This is a genomic window from Streptomyces peucetius (assembly GCF_025854275.1).
In the GTDB taxonomy this organism is placed as follows: Bacteria; Actinomycetota; Actinomycetes; order Streptomycetales; family Streptomycetaceae; genus Streptomyces; species Streptomyces peucetius_A.
The window spans coordinates 1,212,209-1,228,264 of sequence record NZ_CP107567.1 but is presented as its reverse complement, the minus strand read 5'-3'; the positions used below and the strand labels follow the sequence as shown (position 1 = coordinate 1,228,264).

Annotated in this window: 9 protein-coding genes and 3 rRNA genes; 10 read left to right on the top strand and 2 right to left on the bottom strand. The window is 65.3% G+C overall.

From position 1 onward, the window contains the following. Nucleotides 1-29: 29 nt before the first annotated feature. Together OGH68_RS05650 and OGH68_RS05645 are read left to right on the top strand one after the other, a co-directional pair. Nucleotides 30-1,313: an MFS transporter gene (locus tag OGH68_RS05650; RefSeq protein WP_319020181.1), complete on the top strand. Its 1,284-nt coding sequence runs from the start codon at nt 30-32 to the stop codon at nt 1,311-1,313. 24 nt (nt 1,314-1,337) lie between these two features. Continuing rightward, a complete protein-coding gene (locus OGH68_RS05645) occupies nt 1,338-2,309 on the top strand; it encodes a hypothetical protein (RefSeq protein ID WP_264242201.1) in 972 nt (323 codons plus the stop codon). A gap of 81 nt (nt 2,310-2,390) precedes the next feature. Here OGH68_RS05645 and ptsP read toward each other — a convergent pair whose 3' ends face one another. Then, entirely contained in the window at nt 2,391-4,061 is a 1,671-nt protein-coding gene (gene ptsP / locus OGH68_RS05640) for a phosphoenolpyruvate--protein phosphotransferase (protein ID WP_264242200.1), read from the bottom strand. Nucleotides 4,062-4,134: 73 nt separating this feature from the next. Beyond that, the gene (locus OGH68_RS05635; RefSeq protein ID WP_264242199.1) at nt 4,135-4,584 is read right to left on the bottom strand and encodes a PTS glucose transporter subunit IIA; all 450 of its coding nucleotides are present in this window, start codon (nt 4,582-4,584) and stop codon (nt 4,135-4,137) included. A 581-nt stretch (nt 4,585-5,165) separates the two neighbouring features. Between OGH68_RS05635 and OGH68_RS05630 the strand changes: the two genes are divergently transcribed. The 8 genes from OGH68_RS05630 to OGH68_RS05585 all read left to right on the top strand — a co-directional run bounded on the left by OGH68_RS05630 (nt 5,166) and on the right by OGH68_RS05585 (nt 16,006). Further along, a 16S ribosomal RNA gene (locus OGH68_RS05630) occupies nt 5,166-6,693 on the top strand. A gap of 288 nt (nt 6,694-6,981) precedes the next feature. Beyond that, nucleotides 6,982-10,106: ribosomal RNA gene (locus OGH68_RS05625) — 23S ribosomal RNA — on the top strand. Nucleotides 10,107-10,202: 96 nt separating this feature from the next. Continuing rightward, nucleotides 10,203-10,319, top strand: a 5S ribosomal RNA gene (rrf, locus tag OGH68_RS05620). The 16S, 23S and 5S rRNA genes sit together here, the layout of an rRNA operon. A 146-nt stretch (nt 10,320-10,465) precedes the next feature. Beyond that, nucleotides 10,466-11,074, top strand: a complete 609-nt coding sequence (locus tag OGH68_RS05615; RefSeq protein ID WP_264242198.1) for a CDP-alcohol phosphatidyltransferase family protein — start codon at nt 10,466-10,468, stop codon at nt 11,072-11,074. Nucleotides 11,075-11,194: 120 nt separating this feature from the next. After that, nucleotides 11,195-13,690 carry a mannose-1-phosphate guanyltransferase gene (locus OGH68_RS05600; RefSeq protein WP_319020270.1) on the top strand — a complete coding sequence of 832 codons (2,496 nt, stop codon included), beginning with the start codon at nt 11,195-11,197 and terminating at the stop codon, nt 13,688-13,690. Between the two features lie 99 nt (nt 13,691-13,789). Next, complete coding sequence (locus tag OGH68_RS05595) at nt 13,790-14,716, top strand: DUF881 domain-containing protein (protein ID WP_264242197.1); 927 nt, start codon at nt 13,790-13,792, stop codon at nt 14,714-14,716. Beyond that, the gene (locus OGH68_RS05590) at nt 14,713-15,045 is read left to right on the top strand and encodes a small basic family protein (protein ID WP_003970459.1); all 333 of its coding nucleotides are present in this window, start codon (nt 14,713-14,715) and stop codon (nt 15,043-15,045) included. Before OGH68_RS05595 ends, OGH68_RS05590 begins: the two co-directional genes overlap by 4 nt. Before the next feature lie 4 nt (nt 15,046-15,049). After that, the gene (locus OGH68_RS05585; RefSeq protein ID WP_264242196.1) at nt 15,050-16,006 is read left to right on the top strand and encodes a DUF881 domain-containing protein; all 957 of its coding nucleotides are present in this window, start codon (nt 15,050-15,052) and stop codon (nt 16,004-16,006) included. Nucleotides 16,007-16,056: the final 50 nt, after the last annotated feature.

Here is a 16,056-nt window from a genome sequence, read left to right as displayed (position 1 = left end):
CGTCAAGGTTGGTCAAGGTTGGGGGGACCGTGAGTCAGCAGCAGCGCCGGCGCACACTCGAAGAACGCATCCCGGGCGGAACCGACGGCCGCCGCATGCTCTGGACAGCCCTCGTCGACAAGACGGGCAACGGCCTCTGGGCAGCCACCGCGGTCCTCTACTTCACCTATGTCACCGGCCTCACGGCCGCCCAGGTCGGCATCCTCATCGCCGTCTCGGCCGGCATCGGAGTCGCCGGAGCCCCGGTCGCCGGACGCCTCGCCGACCGGATGTCCCTCAACCGCCTCCTGATCGCGGCGCAACTGCTGCGTGCCGCGGCGGGATTCTGCCTCCTCACCACCGACCAGTACGTACTGCTGATCGCCTTCGCGGCGGCAGGCAGCTTCGGCGACCGGGCCAGCAGCGTCCTCACCAAGCTGTACGCAGCCCGCGTCGCCGGCCCCGACCGAGTGCGCTACCAGGCGGTGAACCGCACGGTCTCCAACATCGGGTTCGCCGTCGGAGGTCTCGCGGCCGCAGCCGCCCTCGGTATCGGCACCACCCCCGCCTACCAGGCCCTGGTCGTCGGCAACGGTATCGCGGCCCTCACGGCCGCCCTGCTCATCATGGGCTGCGGCGAAGCCCCCGTCCCGGCCCGCAGGACCAGCGGCGACAGCGGCACCACCGGCACCACCGGCCCGCAGAAACCGGCCGGCCCCTGGCGCGACCGCACCTATCTCCTCTACACCGCGACCGAGGCCCTCCTGCTGCTCGACGACGCGGTGTTCAAGGTCGGACTGCCACTGTGGATCGTCCACGCCACCGACGCACCGCACGGACTCGCCCCGCTGCTGATGGTCCTCAACAACGTGATGGTGGTCGCCCTCCAGATCCCGCTCTCCCGCTACGGAGCCACCAGCCACGCCGCCCGCCGGCTCCTCGTGCCCCTTGCCGCCGCGTTCGCGGTGGGCGCCCTCGCCCTGAGCCTGTCGACCACCGGCGGAGCGTGGACCGCGACGGTCACCCTCACCGTCGCGGCCGTGGCGCTGACGTTCGCCGAGATGCTGCACGCCACGGCGTCATGGGAACTCTCCGTAGCCCTGGCGCCGGACGAGGCGCAGGGCGCCTACCTCGGCGTCCACGGCCTGGCCAATTCGGCCCAACGCAGCCTCGGCCCGCTCGTCATGACCGCCACCGTCGCCGCCGGCCCACTCGGCTGGGCCCTGTTCGGCACCGGACTCGCCACGGTCTGCCTGGCCCAGAGCCGGCTCGTCCGCGACCGACTGCCGAAACCGGCATTGTCAGTGCCGGCCGCTACCGTGAGTCACGAATGATCGACAGGACACGGGGGAATCGGCATGACGCACATCAGGCAGTCCAAGCAGCTGAAGCAGTCCAAGCAGTCCAAGCAGTCCAGGCAGCCCGGCCGGTCCGGGAGGTCCCGGCGGCCCGGCGACAACGCGACACTGCGGCGCGCTCTGCGCCGCGAAGTCCCCAGCACTGTCGGCATCCTCGCCGACGAACAGGACTTCACACGGATGCGCCGCTACCGCACCTTCGCCTTCGACGACTACCCGACCTATCTGAAGCAGTGCGAACGACTGCTGAAAACCCTGTCCGCCCAGCAGTTGCACACATCCGTCGCCCTCTTCGACCCCGACGAGTTCGCCGAGTACTGCGCGGAGGCGGGCATCGACGCCGACACCCCCGCCGGCCGCAGCCGGTTCACGGCCGAACTCGCGGGCCGTGGCCCGAGCGTTCCCTACACCGGTCGGCCACTGACCGGTCTTCTGCCGGAGCTCGTCAACAGGACCGTACGACAGGCCACCTGGGAGTACGCCACCCTTCTCCTCGCCGACCTCGGCGTCTGCGCAGACTGCGGCCAGGACATCGGCAGCGCCGCGTTCGAACGGGCCTCCCGCATCCTGATGCGCCTCCTCGAGCTCGCCGGACCGGGCGAGCACCACGTCGTCTGCAGCGTTCCCGGCCCCGACGAACAGCTCCTCGCCGTGCTGCACGCCCACGGCGGCCCGTCGTCCACCGCACAGATCGACGCCACCGAAGGCACCGAATTCGTCACCGTCCTCGCCGCGGGCATCGCACTCGAAGGGTCCGGGGGAATGGTGCTGCGCACCAGCGCCCCGGGCACACCCGACCATCTCCACGGATGGCGCCTCCACCAGGGCCGCCTGGACCCCCTGACCGCGGGCGAGGTGTTCAGCGCCTACTGCACCGACGCGGCCACCGGAGACCCCCTGTCCCCGGAGCCCGGCGTCGAGTACTGCGCCGGGTTCCCCGTCACCACCGACGACCCGGACAGCCACCACTGACGGCGAAGGGGGCTTCCCGCTCCCGGCGGAAAGCCCCCTTCTCCCGGCACACCCGGGCACCTGGCCCGTGGTGCCGCGTGCCTACTCGCCGGACAGCACCGCCTGGGCGGCCACCCGGGCCTCCTCCGCGGTGTCCGCGGCACGTGCCGCCGCGGCGGCACGCTCGCACTGGGCGAGCGTGTACTTCGCCAGCGTCGCCCGCACATACGGGATCGACGCGGCGCCCATCGACAGCGACGTCACACCGAGACCCGTGAGCACACAGGCGAGGAGCGGATCGGAGGCCGCCTCACCACACACACCACAGCTCTTCCCCTCGGCCCGCGCGGCCTCGGCCGACAGCGCCACCAGGTCGAGCAGCGCCGGCTGCCACGGGTCCTGGAGCCGGGACACCGCACCCACCTGCCGGTCGGCGGCGAAGGTGTACTGAGCCAGATCATTGGTCCCCAGCGAGAGGAACTCGACCTCCTGCAGGATCGAACGAGCCCGCAGGGCGGCCGACGGGATCTCCACCATCGCCCCGAACTTGGCCTGCAGCCCCGCCTCCCGACAGGCGTCGGCGAACGCCTTGGCGTCCGTCCGGTCCGCCACCATCGGCGCCATGACCTCGAGGTAGACGGGCAGCCCCTGCGCGGCCTTCGACAGCGCGGACAGCTGCGACCGCAGCACCTCCGGGTGATCCAGCAGGGAACGCAGCCCGCGCACGCCCAGTGCCGGGTTCGGCTCGTCGGCGGGGGTCAGGAAGTCGAGCGGCTTGTCCGCACCTGCATCGAGCACCCGCACGACCACCCGGCCCTCGGGAAACGCCTCGAGCACCTTCCGGTAGGCCTCGACCTGCTTCTCCTCCGATGGAGCCTGCTTGCTGTCGTCGAGGAAGAGGAACTCGGTACGGAACAGGCCGACGCCCTCGGCACCGGCGTCGACGGCGGCCGGAACGTCGGTGGGCCCTCCGACGTTCGCCAGCAATGGCACCTTGTGCCCGTCCGACGTGGCACCCGGTCCGCTGGAGGCCGCCAGCGCGGCCTTCCGCTCGGCAGCGGCCCGCTCCATTTGCGTCCGCTTCTCGTCGCTCGGCTCCACGAAGATCTCTCCCGTGCTGCCGTCGACCGCGATCAGCGTGCCCTCGGCGATCTCACCCGCACCGGGGAGAGCGACCACAGCGGGAACCCCCAGAGCCCGCGCCAGAATGGCGCTGTGGCTCGTGGGCCCGCCCTCCTCCGTGACGAACCCGAGCACCAGGGCCGGATCCAGCAGAGCCGTGTCGGCCGGCGCGAGGTCCCGCGCGATCAGTACATACGGCTCGTCGCTGTCCGGCACACCCGGCATCGGCACACCCAGCAGCCGCGCCACGATCCGGTTCCGTACGTCGTCCAGGTCGGCGACCCGCCCGGCCAGATACTCGCCGGCACCGGCCAGCAGCGCCCGGTAGGCGGCGAACGCGTCGTACACCGCCCGCTCGGCCGTGCTGCCGACGGCGATACGGCGGTCGACATCGGACATGAGCTCCGGGTCCTGCGCCATCATGGCCTGCGCCTCGAGGACGCCCTGCGCCTCACCGCCCGCCAGATTGCCCCTCGCAATCAGATCGGCCGCCACGGCTTCCACGGCCTTGCGGGCGCGCCCCTGTTCGCGCTCCGCGTCCTGCGTGGGGTTCTGCTTGGCCGGCGGCTCGAGAACCGCCGTGCCCATGTGCCGCACCTCGCCGATCGCCACCCCGTGGCTCACGCCGACGCCTCGCAGCGTTGTCTCCATTTCACCGTCTCCGATTGGGCGGCGGTCCAGCCGCCGCGATGGATTCCGACTCGCCGTCACCGACGTCGGCGGGTCACTGCCAGCCGAAGAGGCTCTCGCCGGCCTTCACGTCGCCGTCCTCACGGACGTCGGACAGGGAGTCGGTCGTGGCCTCGAGTGCCACGACCGGGCAGATGGCGGACTTTCCGGCAGCCTCGACGGCCGACGGGTCCCAGCGCACGACCGCCTGACCGCGCTGCACGGTGTCGCCCTTGTTGACGAGCAGCTCGAAGCCCTCGCCGTTGAGCTGGACGGTGTCGATACCGAGGTGTGTCAGCACACCGTGCCCTTCCGGGTCCACGACCACGAAGGCGTGGGGGTGCAGGGACACGATGATGCCGTCGACGGGAGAGAGCGCCTCCGACGGCTCACGCACGGGATCGATAGCGGTCCCGGGCCCGACCATCGCGCCGGAGAACACCGGATCGGGCACTGCAGCGAGTCCGATGGCCCGGCCGGCAAGAGGGGACGTCACTGTGGTCATGGAGCCTCCCAGGGGCGGAGATTCGTACGGCGCCGCCATCGCATGTCGCGGACGACGCACTGTTCTGAAGCGTAGGTCATGAGAAGTCCTAGTTCCGTCCGTGATCTACCAGTTGACGGACCTAGGGGTGCACCGGAAACGATTTGCACCGTCTGCCGGATCGGCTGTACTGTCGTTGTCCTGCCTGGCCCCAACGCGACAACGAGTCGGGGTCGGCAGCAGCGCTTATCAAGCCGAGATCCTAACTGGTCTAAACCACTGTCGCCCCTTCAGGGTGCCCGCAGGGTGGTGGTCAGGAAGGCCTTGAAAGCCTGGTAGTGTTTGAAACACCGAAGGGAAGCGCCCGGAGGGCCCCTTGAGAAGGGCCCGAAGGAAGCGTCCGTTCCTTGAGAACTCAACAGTGTGCCAAAAATCAACGCCAGATATGTTGATACCCCGTCCATCTTCGGATGGTCGAGGTTCCTTTGAAAAAGTCCGTCCCGCTTGCGGGGCGGCAATCACAGCGAGGACGCTGTGAACGACCGGTCCTATTCCGACCGGTTGTTCCGCTCTTCGGATGTGCACCCGATCACGGGTAAACATTCATGGAGAGTTTGATCCTGGCTCAGGACGAACGCTGGCGGCGTGCTTAACACATGCAAGTCGAACGATGAACCTCCTTCGGGAGGGGATTAGTGGCGAACGGGTGAGTAACACGTGGGCAATCTGCCCTTCACTCTGGGACAAGCCCTGGAAACGGGGTCTAATACCGGATAACACTGCGGATCGCATGGTCTGCGGTTGAAAGCTCCGGCGGTGAAGGATGAGCCCGCGGCCTATCAGCTTGTTGGTGGGGTGATGGCCTACCAAGGCGACGACGGGTAGCCGGCCTGAGAGGGCGACCGGCCACACTGGGACTGAGACACGGCCCAGACTCCTACGGGAGGCAGCAGTGGGGAATATTGCACAATGGGCGAAAGCCTGATGCAGCGACGCCGCGTGAGGGATGACGGCCTTCGGGTTGTAAACCTCTTTCAGCAGGGAAGAAGCGAAAGTGACGGTACCTGCAGAAGAAGCGCCGGCTAACTACGTGCCAGCAGCCGCGGTAATACGTAGGGCGCAAGCGTTGTCCGGAATTATTGGGCGTAAAGAGCTCGTAGGCGGCTTGTCGCGTCGGATGTGAAAGCCCGGGGCTTAACCCCGGGTCTGCATTCGATACGGGCAGGCTAGAGTGTGGTAGGGGAGATCGGAATTCCTGGTGTAGCGGTGAAATGCGCAGATATCAGGAGGAACACCGGTGGCGAAGGCGGATCTCTGGGCCATTACTGACGCTGAGGAGCGAAAGCGTGGGGAGCGAACAGGATTAGATACCCTGGTAGTCCACGCCGTAAACGTTGGGAACTAGGTGTTGGCGACATTCCACGTCGTCGGTGCCGCAGCTAACGCATTAAGTTCCCCGCCTGGGGAGTACGGCCGCAAGGCTAAAACTCAAAGGAATTGACGGGGGCCCGCACAAGCAGCGGAGCATGTGGCTTAATTCGACGCAACGCGAAGAACCTTACCAAGGCTTGACATATACCGGAAAGCATCAGAGATGGTGCCCCCCTTGTGGTCGGTATACAGGTGGTGCATGGCTGTCGTCAGCTCGTGTCGTGAGATGTTGGGTTAAGTCCCGCAACGAGCGCAACCCTTGTTCTGTGTTGCCAGCATGCCCTTCGGGGTGATGGGGACTCACAGGAGACTGCCGGGGTCAACTCGGAGGAAGGTGGGGACGACGTCAAGTCATCATGCCCCTTATGTCTTGGGCTGCACACGTGCTACAATGGCCGGTACAAAGAGCTGCGAAGCCGCGAGGCGGAGCGAATCTCAAAAAGCCGGTCTCAGTTCGGATTGGGGTCTGCAACTCGACCCCATGAAGTCGGAGTTGCTAGTAATCGCAGATCAGCATTGCTGCGGTGAATACGTTCCCGGGCCTTGTACACACCGCCCGTCACGTCACGAAAGTCGGTAACACCCGAAGCCGGTGGCCCAACCCCTTGTGGGAGGGAGCTGTCGAAGGTGGGACTGGCGATTGGGACGAAGTCGTAACAAGGTAGCCGTACCGGAAGGTGCGGCTGGATCACCTCCTTTCTAAGGAGCACATGGCCGACTGCGAGCGAATGACTCGCACGGTTGCTCATGGGTGGAACGTTGATTATTCGGCAGGGACTTGCTCGCCTGCTGCTTCCAGTACTGCTCTTCGGAGCGTGGAACGAGGCGGCTGGTGGGAGATTCTGCCGGGCACACTGTTGGGTGTCTGAGGGTGCGAGCGTTGCTCGTCCTTCGGGATGCCGGCCCCAGTGAACTCGTCGCGGTTGCGGCGGGGTGGTGGGTGGCTGGTCGTTGCTTGAGAACTACACAGTGGACGCGAGCATCTGTGGCCAAGTTTTTAAGGGCGCACGGTGGATGCCTTGGCACCAGGAACCGATGAAGGACGTGGGAGGCCACGATAGTCCCCGGGGAGTCGTCAACCAGGCTTTGATCCGGGGGTTTCCGAATGGGGAAACCCGGCAGTCGTCATGGGCTGTCACCCGCTGCTGAACACATAGGCAGTGTGGAGGGAACGAGGGGAAGTGAAACATCTCAGTACCCTCAGGAAGAGAAAACAACCGTGATTCCGGGAGTAGTGGCGAGCGAAACCGGATGAGGCCAAACCGTATGCGTGTGATACCCGGCAGGGGTTGCGCATACGGGGTTGTGGGATCTCTCTTGATCAGTCTGCCGGCTGGTCGACGAGTCAGAAACCGTATGGGTAGGCGAAGGACATGCGAAAGGTCCGGCGTAGAGGGTAAGACCCCCGTAGCTGAAATTCATACGGCTCGTTTGAGAGACACCCAAGTAGCACGGGGCCCGAGAAATCCCGTGTGAATCTGGCGGGACCACCCGTTAAGCCTAAATATTCCCTGGTGACCGATAGCGGATAGTACCGTGAGGGAATGGTGAAAAGTACCGCGGGAGCGGAGTGAAATAGTACCTGAAACCGTGTGCCTACAAGCCGTGGGAGCGTCGCTGGCAGCACTTGTGCTGTCAGTCGTGACTGCGTGCCTTTTGAAGAATGAGCCTGCGAGTTAGCGGTGTGTAGCGAGGTTAACCCGTGTGGGGAAGCCGTAGCGAAAGCGAGTCCGAACAGGGCGTTTGAGTTGCACGCTCTAGACCCGAAGCGGAGTGATCTAGCCATGGGCAGGTTGAAGCGGAGGTAAGACTTCGTGGAGGACCGAACCCACCAGGGTTGAAAACCTGGGGGATGACCTGTGGTTAGGGGTGAAAGGCCAATCAAACTCCGTGATAGCTGGTTCTCCCCGAAATGCATTTAGGTGCAGCGTCGTGTGTTTCTTGCCGGAGGTAGAGCACTGGATAGGCGATGGGCCCTACCGGGTTACTGACCTTAGCCAAACTCCGAATGCCGGTAAGTGAGAGCGCGGCAGTGAGACTGTGGGGGATAAGCTCCATGGTCGAGAGGGAAACAGCCCAGAGCATCGACTAAGGCCCCTAAGCGTACGCTAAGTGGGAAAGGATGTGGAGTCGCAGAGACAACCAGGAGGTTGGCTTAGAAGCAGCCACCCTTGAAAGAGTGCGTAATAGCTCACTGGTCAAGTGATTCCGCGCCGACAATGTAGCGGGGCTCAAGCGTACCGCCGAAGTCGTGTCATTCCAGCATGAGGGCCAACGCCCGCTGGGATGGGTAGGGGAGCGTCGTGTGCCGGGTGAAGCAGCCGCGGAAGCGAGTTGTGGACGGTTCACGAGTGAGAATGCAGGCATGAGTAGCGATACACACGTGAGAAACGTGTGCGCCGATTGACTAAGGGTTCCTGGGTCAAGCTGATCTGCCCAGGGTAAGTCGGGACCTAAGGCGAGGCCGACAGGCGTAGTCGATGGACAACCGGTTGATATTCCGGTACCCGCTTTGAAACGCCCAATATCGAATCAGGCGATGCTAAGTCCGTGAAGCCGCCGGCTGAGTCTTCGGACGAGGTCGGAGTGGTGGAGCCGACGAACCAGACTTGTAGTAGGTAAGCGATGGGGTGACGCAGGAAGGTAGTCCAGCCCGGGCGGTGGTTGTCCCGGGGTAAGGGTGTAGGCCGTGTGATAGGCAAATCCGTCACACATTGAGGCTGAGACCTGATGCCGAGCCGATTGTGGTGAAGTGGATGATCCTATGCTGTCGAGAAAAGCCTCTAGCGAGTTTCATGGCGGCCCGTACCCTAAACCGACTCAGGTGGTCAGGTAGAGAATACCGAGGCGTTCGGGTGAACTATGGTTAAGGAACTCGGCAAAATGCCCCCGTAACTTCGGGAGAAGGGGGGCCATTCCTGGTGATAGCACTTGCTGCTTGAGCTGGGGGTGGCCGCAGAGACCAGCGAGAAGCGACTGTTTACTAAAAACACAGGTCCGTGCGAAGCCGTAAGGCGATGTATACGGACTGACGCCTGCCCGGTGCTGGAACGTTAAGGGGACCGGTTAGCTCCATTTCGGTGGGGCGAAGCTGAGAACTTAAGCGCCAGTAAACGGCGGTGGTAACTATAACCATCCTAAGGTAGCGAAATTCCTTGTCGGGTAAGTTCCGACCTGCACGAATGGCGTAACGACTTCTCGACTGTCTCAACCATAGGCCCGGTGAAATTGCACTACGAGTAAAGATGCTCGTTTCGCGCAGCAGGACGGAAAGACCCCGGGACCTTTACTACAGTTTGATATTGGTGTTCGGTTCGGCTTGTGTAGGATAGGTGGGAGACTGTGAAGCTTGGACGCCAGTTCAGGTGGAGTCGTCGTTGAAATACCACTCTGGTCGTGCTGGATGTCTAACCTGGGTCCGTGATCCGGATCAGGGACAGTGTCTGATGGGTAGTTTAACTGGGGCGGTTGCCTCCCAAAGGGTAACGGAGGCGCCCAAAGGTTCCCTCAGCCTGGTTGGCAATCAGGTGTTGAGTGTAAGTGCACAAGGGAGCTTGACTGTGAGACCGACGGGTCGAGCAGGGACGAAAGTCGGGACTAGTGATCCGGCGGTGGCTTGTGGAAGCGCCGTCGCTCAACGGATAAAAGGTACCCCGGGGATAACAGGCTGATCTTCCCCAAGAGTCCATATCGACGGGATGGTTTGGCACCTCGATGTCGGCTCGTCGCATCCTGGGGCTGGAGTCGGTCCCAAGGGTTGGGCTGTTCGCCCATTAAAGCGGTACGCGAGCTGGGTTTAGAACGTCGTGAGACAGTTCGGTCCCTATCCGCTGTGCGCGTAGGAGTCTTGAGAAGGGCTGTCCCTAGTACGAGAGGACCGGGACGGACGAACCTCTGGTGTGCCAGTTGTCCTGCCAAGGGCATGGCTGGTTGGCTACGTTCGGAAAGGATAACCGCTGAAAGCATCTAAGCGGGAAGCCTGCTTCGAGATGAGGACTCCCACCTCCTTGAGAGGGTAAGGCTCCCAGTAGACGACTGGGTTGATAGGCCGGATATGGAAGCCCTGTAAGGGGTGGAGTTGACCGGTACTAATAGGCCGAGGGCTTGTCCTCAGTTGCTCGCGTCCACTGTGTTAGTTCTGAAGTAACGAACTCGCCCGACCCCTGTTGCGGGGTTGCCGGCTGGTAGTTCGGACATCTTCATAGTGTTTCGGTGGTCATTGCGTTAGGGAAACGCCCGGTTACATTCCGAACCCGGAAGCTAAGCCTTTCAGCGCCGATGGTACTGCAGGGGGGACCCTGTGGGAGAGTAGGACGCCGCCGAACAATCTTTGTGGGGAAGCCCCGCACCCTTGTGGTGCGGGGCTTTTCCGCGTTCAAGGCCCCGACCACCGCCCCCCGCGCCGGTCGCCGCCGGGGTCCAGGTAGGGTCAGGGGGCATAGTCGGCACGTTTCCCACAGGAGGCCCCCGGGTGGAGGTCCAGGAGACCCACGTTCAGACGGACCGGGTACTCACCATCCCCAACATCCTCAGCATGGCGCGTCTTCTCGGCGTACCGCTCTTCCTGTGGCTGATTCTCCGCCCCGAGTTCGGCGGTCCCAAGAGCGACGGCTGGGCATTGCTGGTACTGATGCTGAGCGGCGTCAGTGACTATCTCGACGGCAAACTCGCCCGCCGGTGGAACCAGATCAGCAGCCTGGGCCGCATCCTGGACCCGGCGGCCGACCGCCTCTACATCCTCTCCACCCTCGTCGGACTGACCTGGCGGGAGATTTTGCCGCTCTGGCTGACCGCCGCGCTTTTGGCTCGCGAGCTGATGTTGCTGGTGATGGTGGGAATCCTCCGCCGGCACGGCTATCCGCCGCCGCAGGTGAACTTCTTGGGCAAAGCTGCAACCTTCAACCTCATGTATGCCTTCCCCTTGCTTCTCCTGAGTGACGGGACGGGGTGGCTTGCGTCACTCGCGGCGATTTTCGGATGGGCGTTCGCGGGATGGGGTACAACTCTGTACTGGTGGGCAGGGATCCTCTATGTGGTCCAGGTCCGCCGTCTCGTCAGAGCGGACACAAAGGCCGATTGACCTCGTCGGTGTGGTATCGCGCAGCGTCGCCGGCCGCGCGTGTCACCACATGTCACCAATGGTCACCTTGGACGGGTGAAGTCGGCTGACCGTCGTCTCTTCAAGGAGGACGCTTCCGACATGAAGGCCGTCGTGATGGCTGGCGGCGAAGGTACACGACTTCGCCCCATGACCTCGAGTATGCCCAAGCCGCTTCTTCCGGTGGCCAACCGGCCGATCATGGAGCATGTGCTGAGGCTGCTCAAGCGGCACGGGCTCACCGAGACCGTTGTAACCGTGCAATTTCTCGCCTCGCTGGTGAAGAACTACTTCGGCGACGGCGAAGAGCTCGGAATGGAGCTCACCTACGCCAATGAGGAGAAGCCACTCGGAACTGCCGGCAGTGTGAAGAACGCGGAGGAAGCGCTCAAGGACGACGCATTCCTCGTGATTTCCGGTGATGCCCTCACCGACTTCGACCTGACCGACCTCATCTCCTTCCACAAGGAGAAGGGCGCACTGGTCACCGTCTGCCTCACACGTGTTCCGAACCCACTGGAATTCGGCATCACGATCGTCGACGAAGGAGGAAAGGTCGAGCGCTTCCTCGAGAAGCCGACGTGGGGGCAGGTCTTCTCCGACACCGTCAACACCGGCATTTACGTCATGGAGCCCGAGGTCTTCGACTACGTCGAGGCCGATGTGCCGGTGGACTGGTCCGGTGACGTCTTCCCGCAGCTCATGAAGGAAGGCAAGCCGATCTACGGCTATGTCGCCGAGGGCTACTGGGAGGACGTCGGCACCCACGAGAGCTACGTCAAGGCCCAGGCCGACGTCCTGGAGCGCAAGGTGGACGTCGAGCTCGACGGATTCGAGATCTCGCCCGGGGTATGGGTCGCGGAGGGCGCGGAGGTCCACCCGGACGCCGTGCTGCGGGGCCCGGTCTACATCGGTGACTACGCCAAGGTGGAGGCAGGCGCCGAGATCCGCGAGCACACGGTCGTGGGATCCAATGTGGTCGTCAAGAGCGGCGCCTTCCTCCACAAGGCGGTGGTCCACGACAACGTCTACATCGGTCCGCAGAGCAACCTCCGCGGCTGTGTCATCGGCAAGAACACCGACATCATGAGGGCCGCGCGCATCGAGGACGGCGCCGTCATCGGTGACGAATGTCTGGTCGGCGAAGAATCGATCGTTCAGGGCAACGTCCGCGTGTACCCGTTCAAGACCGTCGAGGCCGGCGCGTTCGTGAACACATCGGTGATCTGGGAGTCCCGGGGACAGGCGCATCTCTTCGGAACCAGGGGCGTGTCCGGGATCCTCAATGTGGAGATCACGCCCGAGGTCGTGGTGCGCCTGGCCGGTGCGTACGCCACCACGCTGAAGAAGGGCGCCACGGTCACCACGGCACGTGATCACTCCCGCGGTGCGCGTGCGTTGAAGAGGGCCGTGATCTCGGCGCTGCAGGCCAGTGCCATCGACGTGCGCGACTTGGAGAACGTGCCGCTCCCCGTGGCCCGTCAGCAGACGGCCAGAGGAAGCGCCGGCGGCATCATGATCCGTACGTCGCCCGGTGTGCCCGACTCCGTGGACATCATGTTCTTCGACGAACGGGGAGCGGACCTCTCGCAGGCGGGTCAGCGCAAGCTGGACCGGGTGTACGCGCGTCAGGAGTACCGCCGGGCGTTCCCCGGCGAGATCGGCGATCTGCACTTCCCGTCCAGCGTCTTCGACTCCTACACGGGCTCACTGCTGCGGAACGTGGACACCACGGGGATCGCGGAGTCGGGGCTCAAGGTCGTCATCGACGCGTCCAACGGCAGCGCCGGCCTTGTGCTGCCGAGCCTTCTCGGGCGTCTCGGGGTCGATTCCCTGACGATCAATCCCGGCCTCGACGAGTCGCGGCCGACGGAGTCCGCCGACACCAGGAGGTCCGGTCTGGTCCGACTCGGCGAGATCGTCGCCTCCGCGCGTGCGGCCTTCGGCGTGCGTTTCGACCCGGTCGGCGAGCGGCTCTCGCTCGTCGACGAGCGCGGGCGGATCGTGGAGGACGACCGTGCCCTGCTGGTGCTGCTCGATCTTGTCGCCGCGGAGCGGCGCAGCGGCAGTGTGGCGCTGCCGGTGACGACGACGAGGATCGCCGAACAGGTGGCCGCCTATCACGGCACGCAGGTGGAGTGGACGACCACGTCTCCCGACGACCTCACCAGGGTCGGCAGGGAGGAGACCACGATCTTCGGCGGTGACGGCCGGGGCGGTTTCATCGTGCCGGAGTTCAGCAGCGTCTTCGACGGCACGGCCGCGTTCGTGCGGCTCGTCGGTCTTGTGGCCCGTACGCAGCTCACGCTGAGCCAGATCGACGCCCGGATCCCGCGGGCCCATGTGCTCAGGCGGGATCTCGCGACGCCGTGGGCCGTCAAGGGTCTCGTGATGCGACGGGTGGTGGAGGCTGCGGGGGACCGGCACGTGGACACCACCGACGGTGTGCGGGTGGTCGAGGCGGACGGCCGGTGGGTGATGGTGCTGCCGGACCCGTCAGAGGCCGTCACTCATCTGTGGGCGGAGGGGCCGGACGACGCGTCGGCCCAGGCGCTGCTCGACGAATGGTCGTCGGTCGTGGACAGCGCAGGTCACTGACCGGAACCCCGTCTGTCGAGGGGGCGCCCACGGGCGCCCCCTCGACGCACCTGTGGGGCCATTCGGCGGTAGCGGCTGCGACGTGCGACGATGTGCGGCATGTCGCAGCAGCCCCCCGTTCGGAGGACAGGTTCTCCGCCCGCGCGCCCTGATGCGTCCATGTCGCTGCTGACCAATGTCATGGAGCACAGCCTCGACGACGGTTACGCCGAGGCGACGGCCCGCAGGGCCGAGGCGGGCGGGCTTCCCCGCACACTCCGCGCCAAGCTCGGGCTTGCCGCCGGTCTCGTGCTGGCAGCCGCCGTCGTCACGCTCGGAGCCGCCGAGGCGCAGATCGCGGCCCCCGTGCGCGCGAAGGAGCGCGAGGAGCTCATCGACCGCGTACAGGCGCAGACCGACGGCGCCGACGCCCTGGAGCGGGACGTCGAGGCCCTGCGGAAGGACGTGGAGGAGCGGCAGCGCAAGGCCCTCAACACCCAGGGCGGGGAACAGGGCGAGACGGTCTCCCTGCTGGCCGGAGCCACCGAGGTGGAGGGGGCCGGTGTGAAGCTCGTCGTGGACGACGCCGAGAGCACCGACCAGGGTGGTGGCGGTCCGCGGGAGAGCAGCGGCTTCTCCGACACCGGCCGGGTCCGTGACCGCGACATGCAGCGGGTCGTCAACGGTCTTTGGGAGTCGGGCGCCGAGGCGATCGCGATCAACGGCCAGCGACTGACCGCCCTGTCGGCGATCCGCGCGGCGGGCGACGCCATACTGGTCGACAACAGACCGCTGGTGCCGCCGTACACGGTGCTGGCGGTGGGGGACGGCAGGAAGCTCCGCAGTGCCTTCCAGGACAGCGCCGACGGGCAGTATCTGCAGGTCCTGAAGGAGGACTTCGGGATCCGTACCACGATCTCCGCCGAGGAGACGGTGCGCCTGCCGGCGGCCCCGAGCTTGATCGTACGAACAGCAGAGCCGAAGACGGCCGGCGCCGGGCGGAGCGGCGGACCGGCGACGGCCGAAACAGAGAAGGGCACATCGTGATCGCCGTACTGGGCCTCGTCGTGGGAGTCGTGGTCGGCCTGTTGGTCCGTCCCGAGGTGCCGGCGGTCGTCGAGCCATATCTGCCCATCGCGGTCGTCGCCGCGCTCGACGCCGTCTTCGGTGGTCTGCGGGCCATGCTCGACGGGATCTTCGTCGACAAGGTCTTCGTCGTCTCCTTCCTGTCGAACGTGGTGGTGGCCGCGCTGATCGTGTTCCTGGGCGACAAGCTCGGTGTCGGTGCGCAGTTGTCCACCGGTGTGGTCGTCGTGCTCGGCATCCGGATCTTCTCCAACGCCGCGGCCATCCGCAGGCATGTCTTCCGGGCGTGAGCGTATGAACAGCGAAGAGAACTCGAAGGACGAGACGTGCCGGGCGCAGCCCCTGCCGCAGGAGCAGCCGCCCGTGTCCACCGGCGCGCAGGACTCTGCCGCGCAGGAAGTCGGCGCGTACAAGGCCGGTTCCCAGGAAGCCGGGCCGCAGGGGTCCGGTTCCCGGGAGCCCGGGCGGCCGCAGGACTCCGGCTCGCGGGAGCCCGATCCGCGGGAGTCCGGCGAGCCCGGCGCCGGGACCCGGACCGGCAGACAGCGGCTGGCCGCAGCGGTGTGGCCGCCGCGGGTGACGCGCGCCCAACTGATCGTCGCGGTACTGCTGTTCGTTCTCGGTCTGGGACTGGCCATCCAGGTCCGCTCGAACAGCGACGAGAGTGCGCTGCGCGGTGCCCGACAGGAGGACCTGGTCCGCATCCTCGACGAGGTCGACAACCGCACGCAGCGACTCGAGGACGAGAAGCAGCGGCTCGAGGACCAGCGCACCGAGCTCGAGAACAGTTCGGACCAGGCTGAAGAGGCGCGCAGGCAGACGCAGCAGAAGGAACAGCAGCTCGGCATCCTGGCCGGCACCGTCGCCGCGGAAGGGCCGGGGATCACGCTGACGATCCAGGACCCGGCGCGGACCGTCGAGTCGGACATGCTCCTCGACACGATCCAGGAGCTGCGCGCGGCCGGGGCGGAGGCGATCCAGGTCAACGGCGTCCGGGTCGTCGCGAGCACATTCTTCTCGGGAAGCGCCGGTGACATCGAGGTGGACCGCAAGCGGATCAGTGCGCCGTACACCTTCAAGGTCATCGGTGAGCCGCAGGACTTGGAGCCGGCCCTGAACATCCCCGGCGGTGTGGTGCAGACCTTGGAGAAGGAGCAGGCCACGGCCACGGTGGAGCGCTCCGAGAAGATCGTTGTCGACGCCTTGCGACCGGCTGAACGGCCTGACTACGCTCGGTCGTCACCGCAGTGAAGCGGGGGAACATGGGGACTGCCGGGCCAGGGCAGAAGATTGCAGGGGGT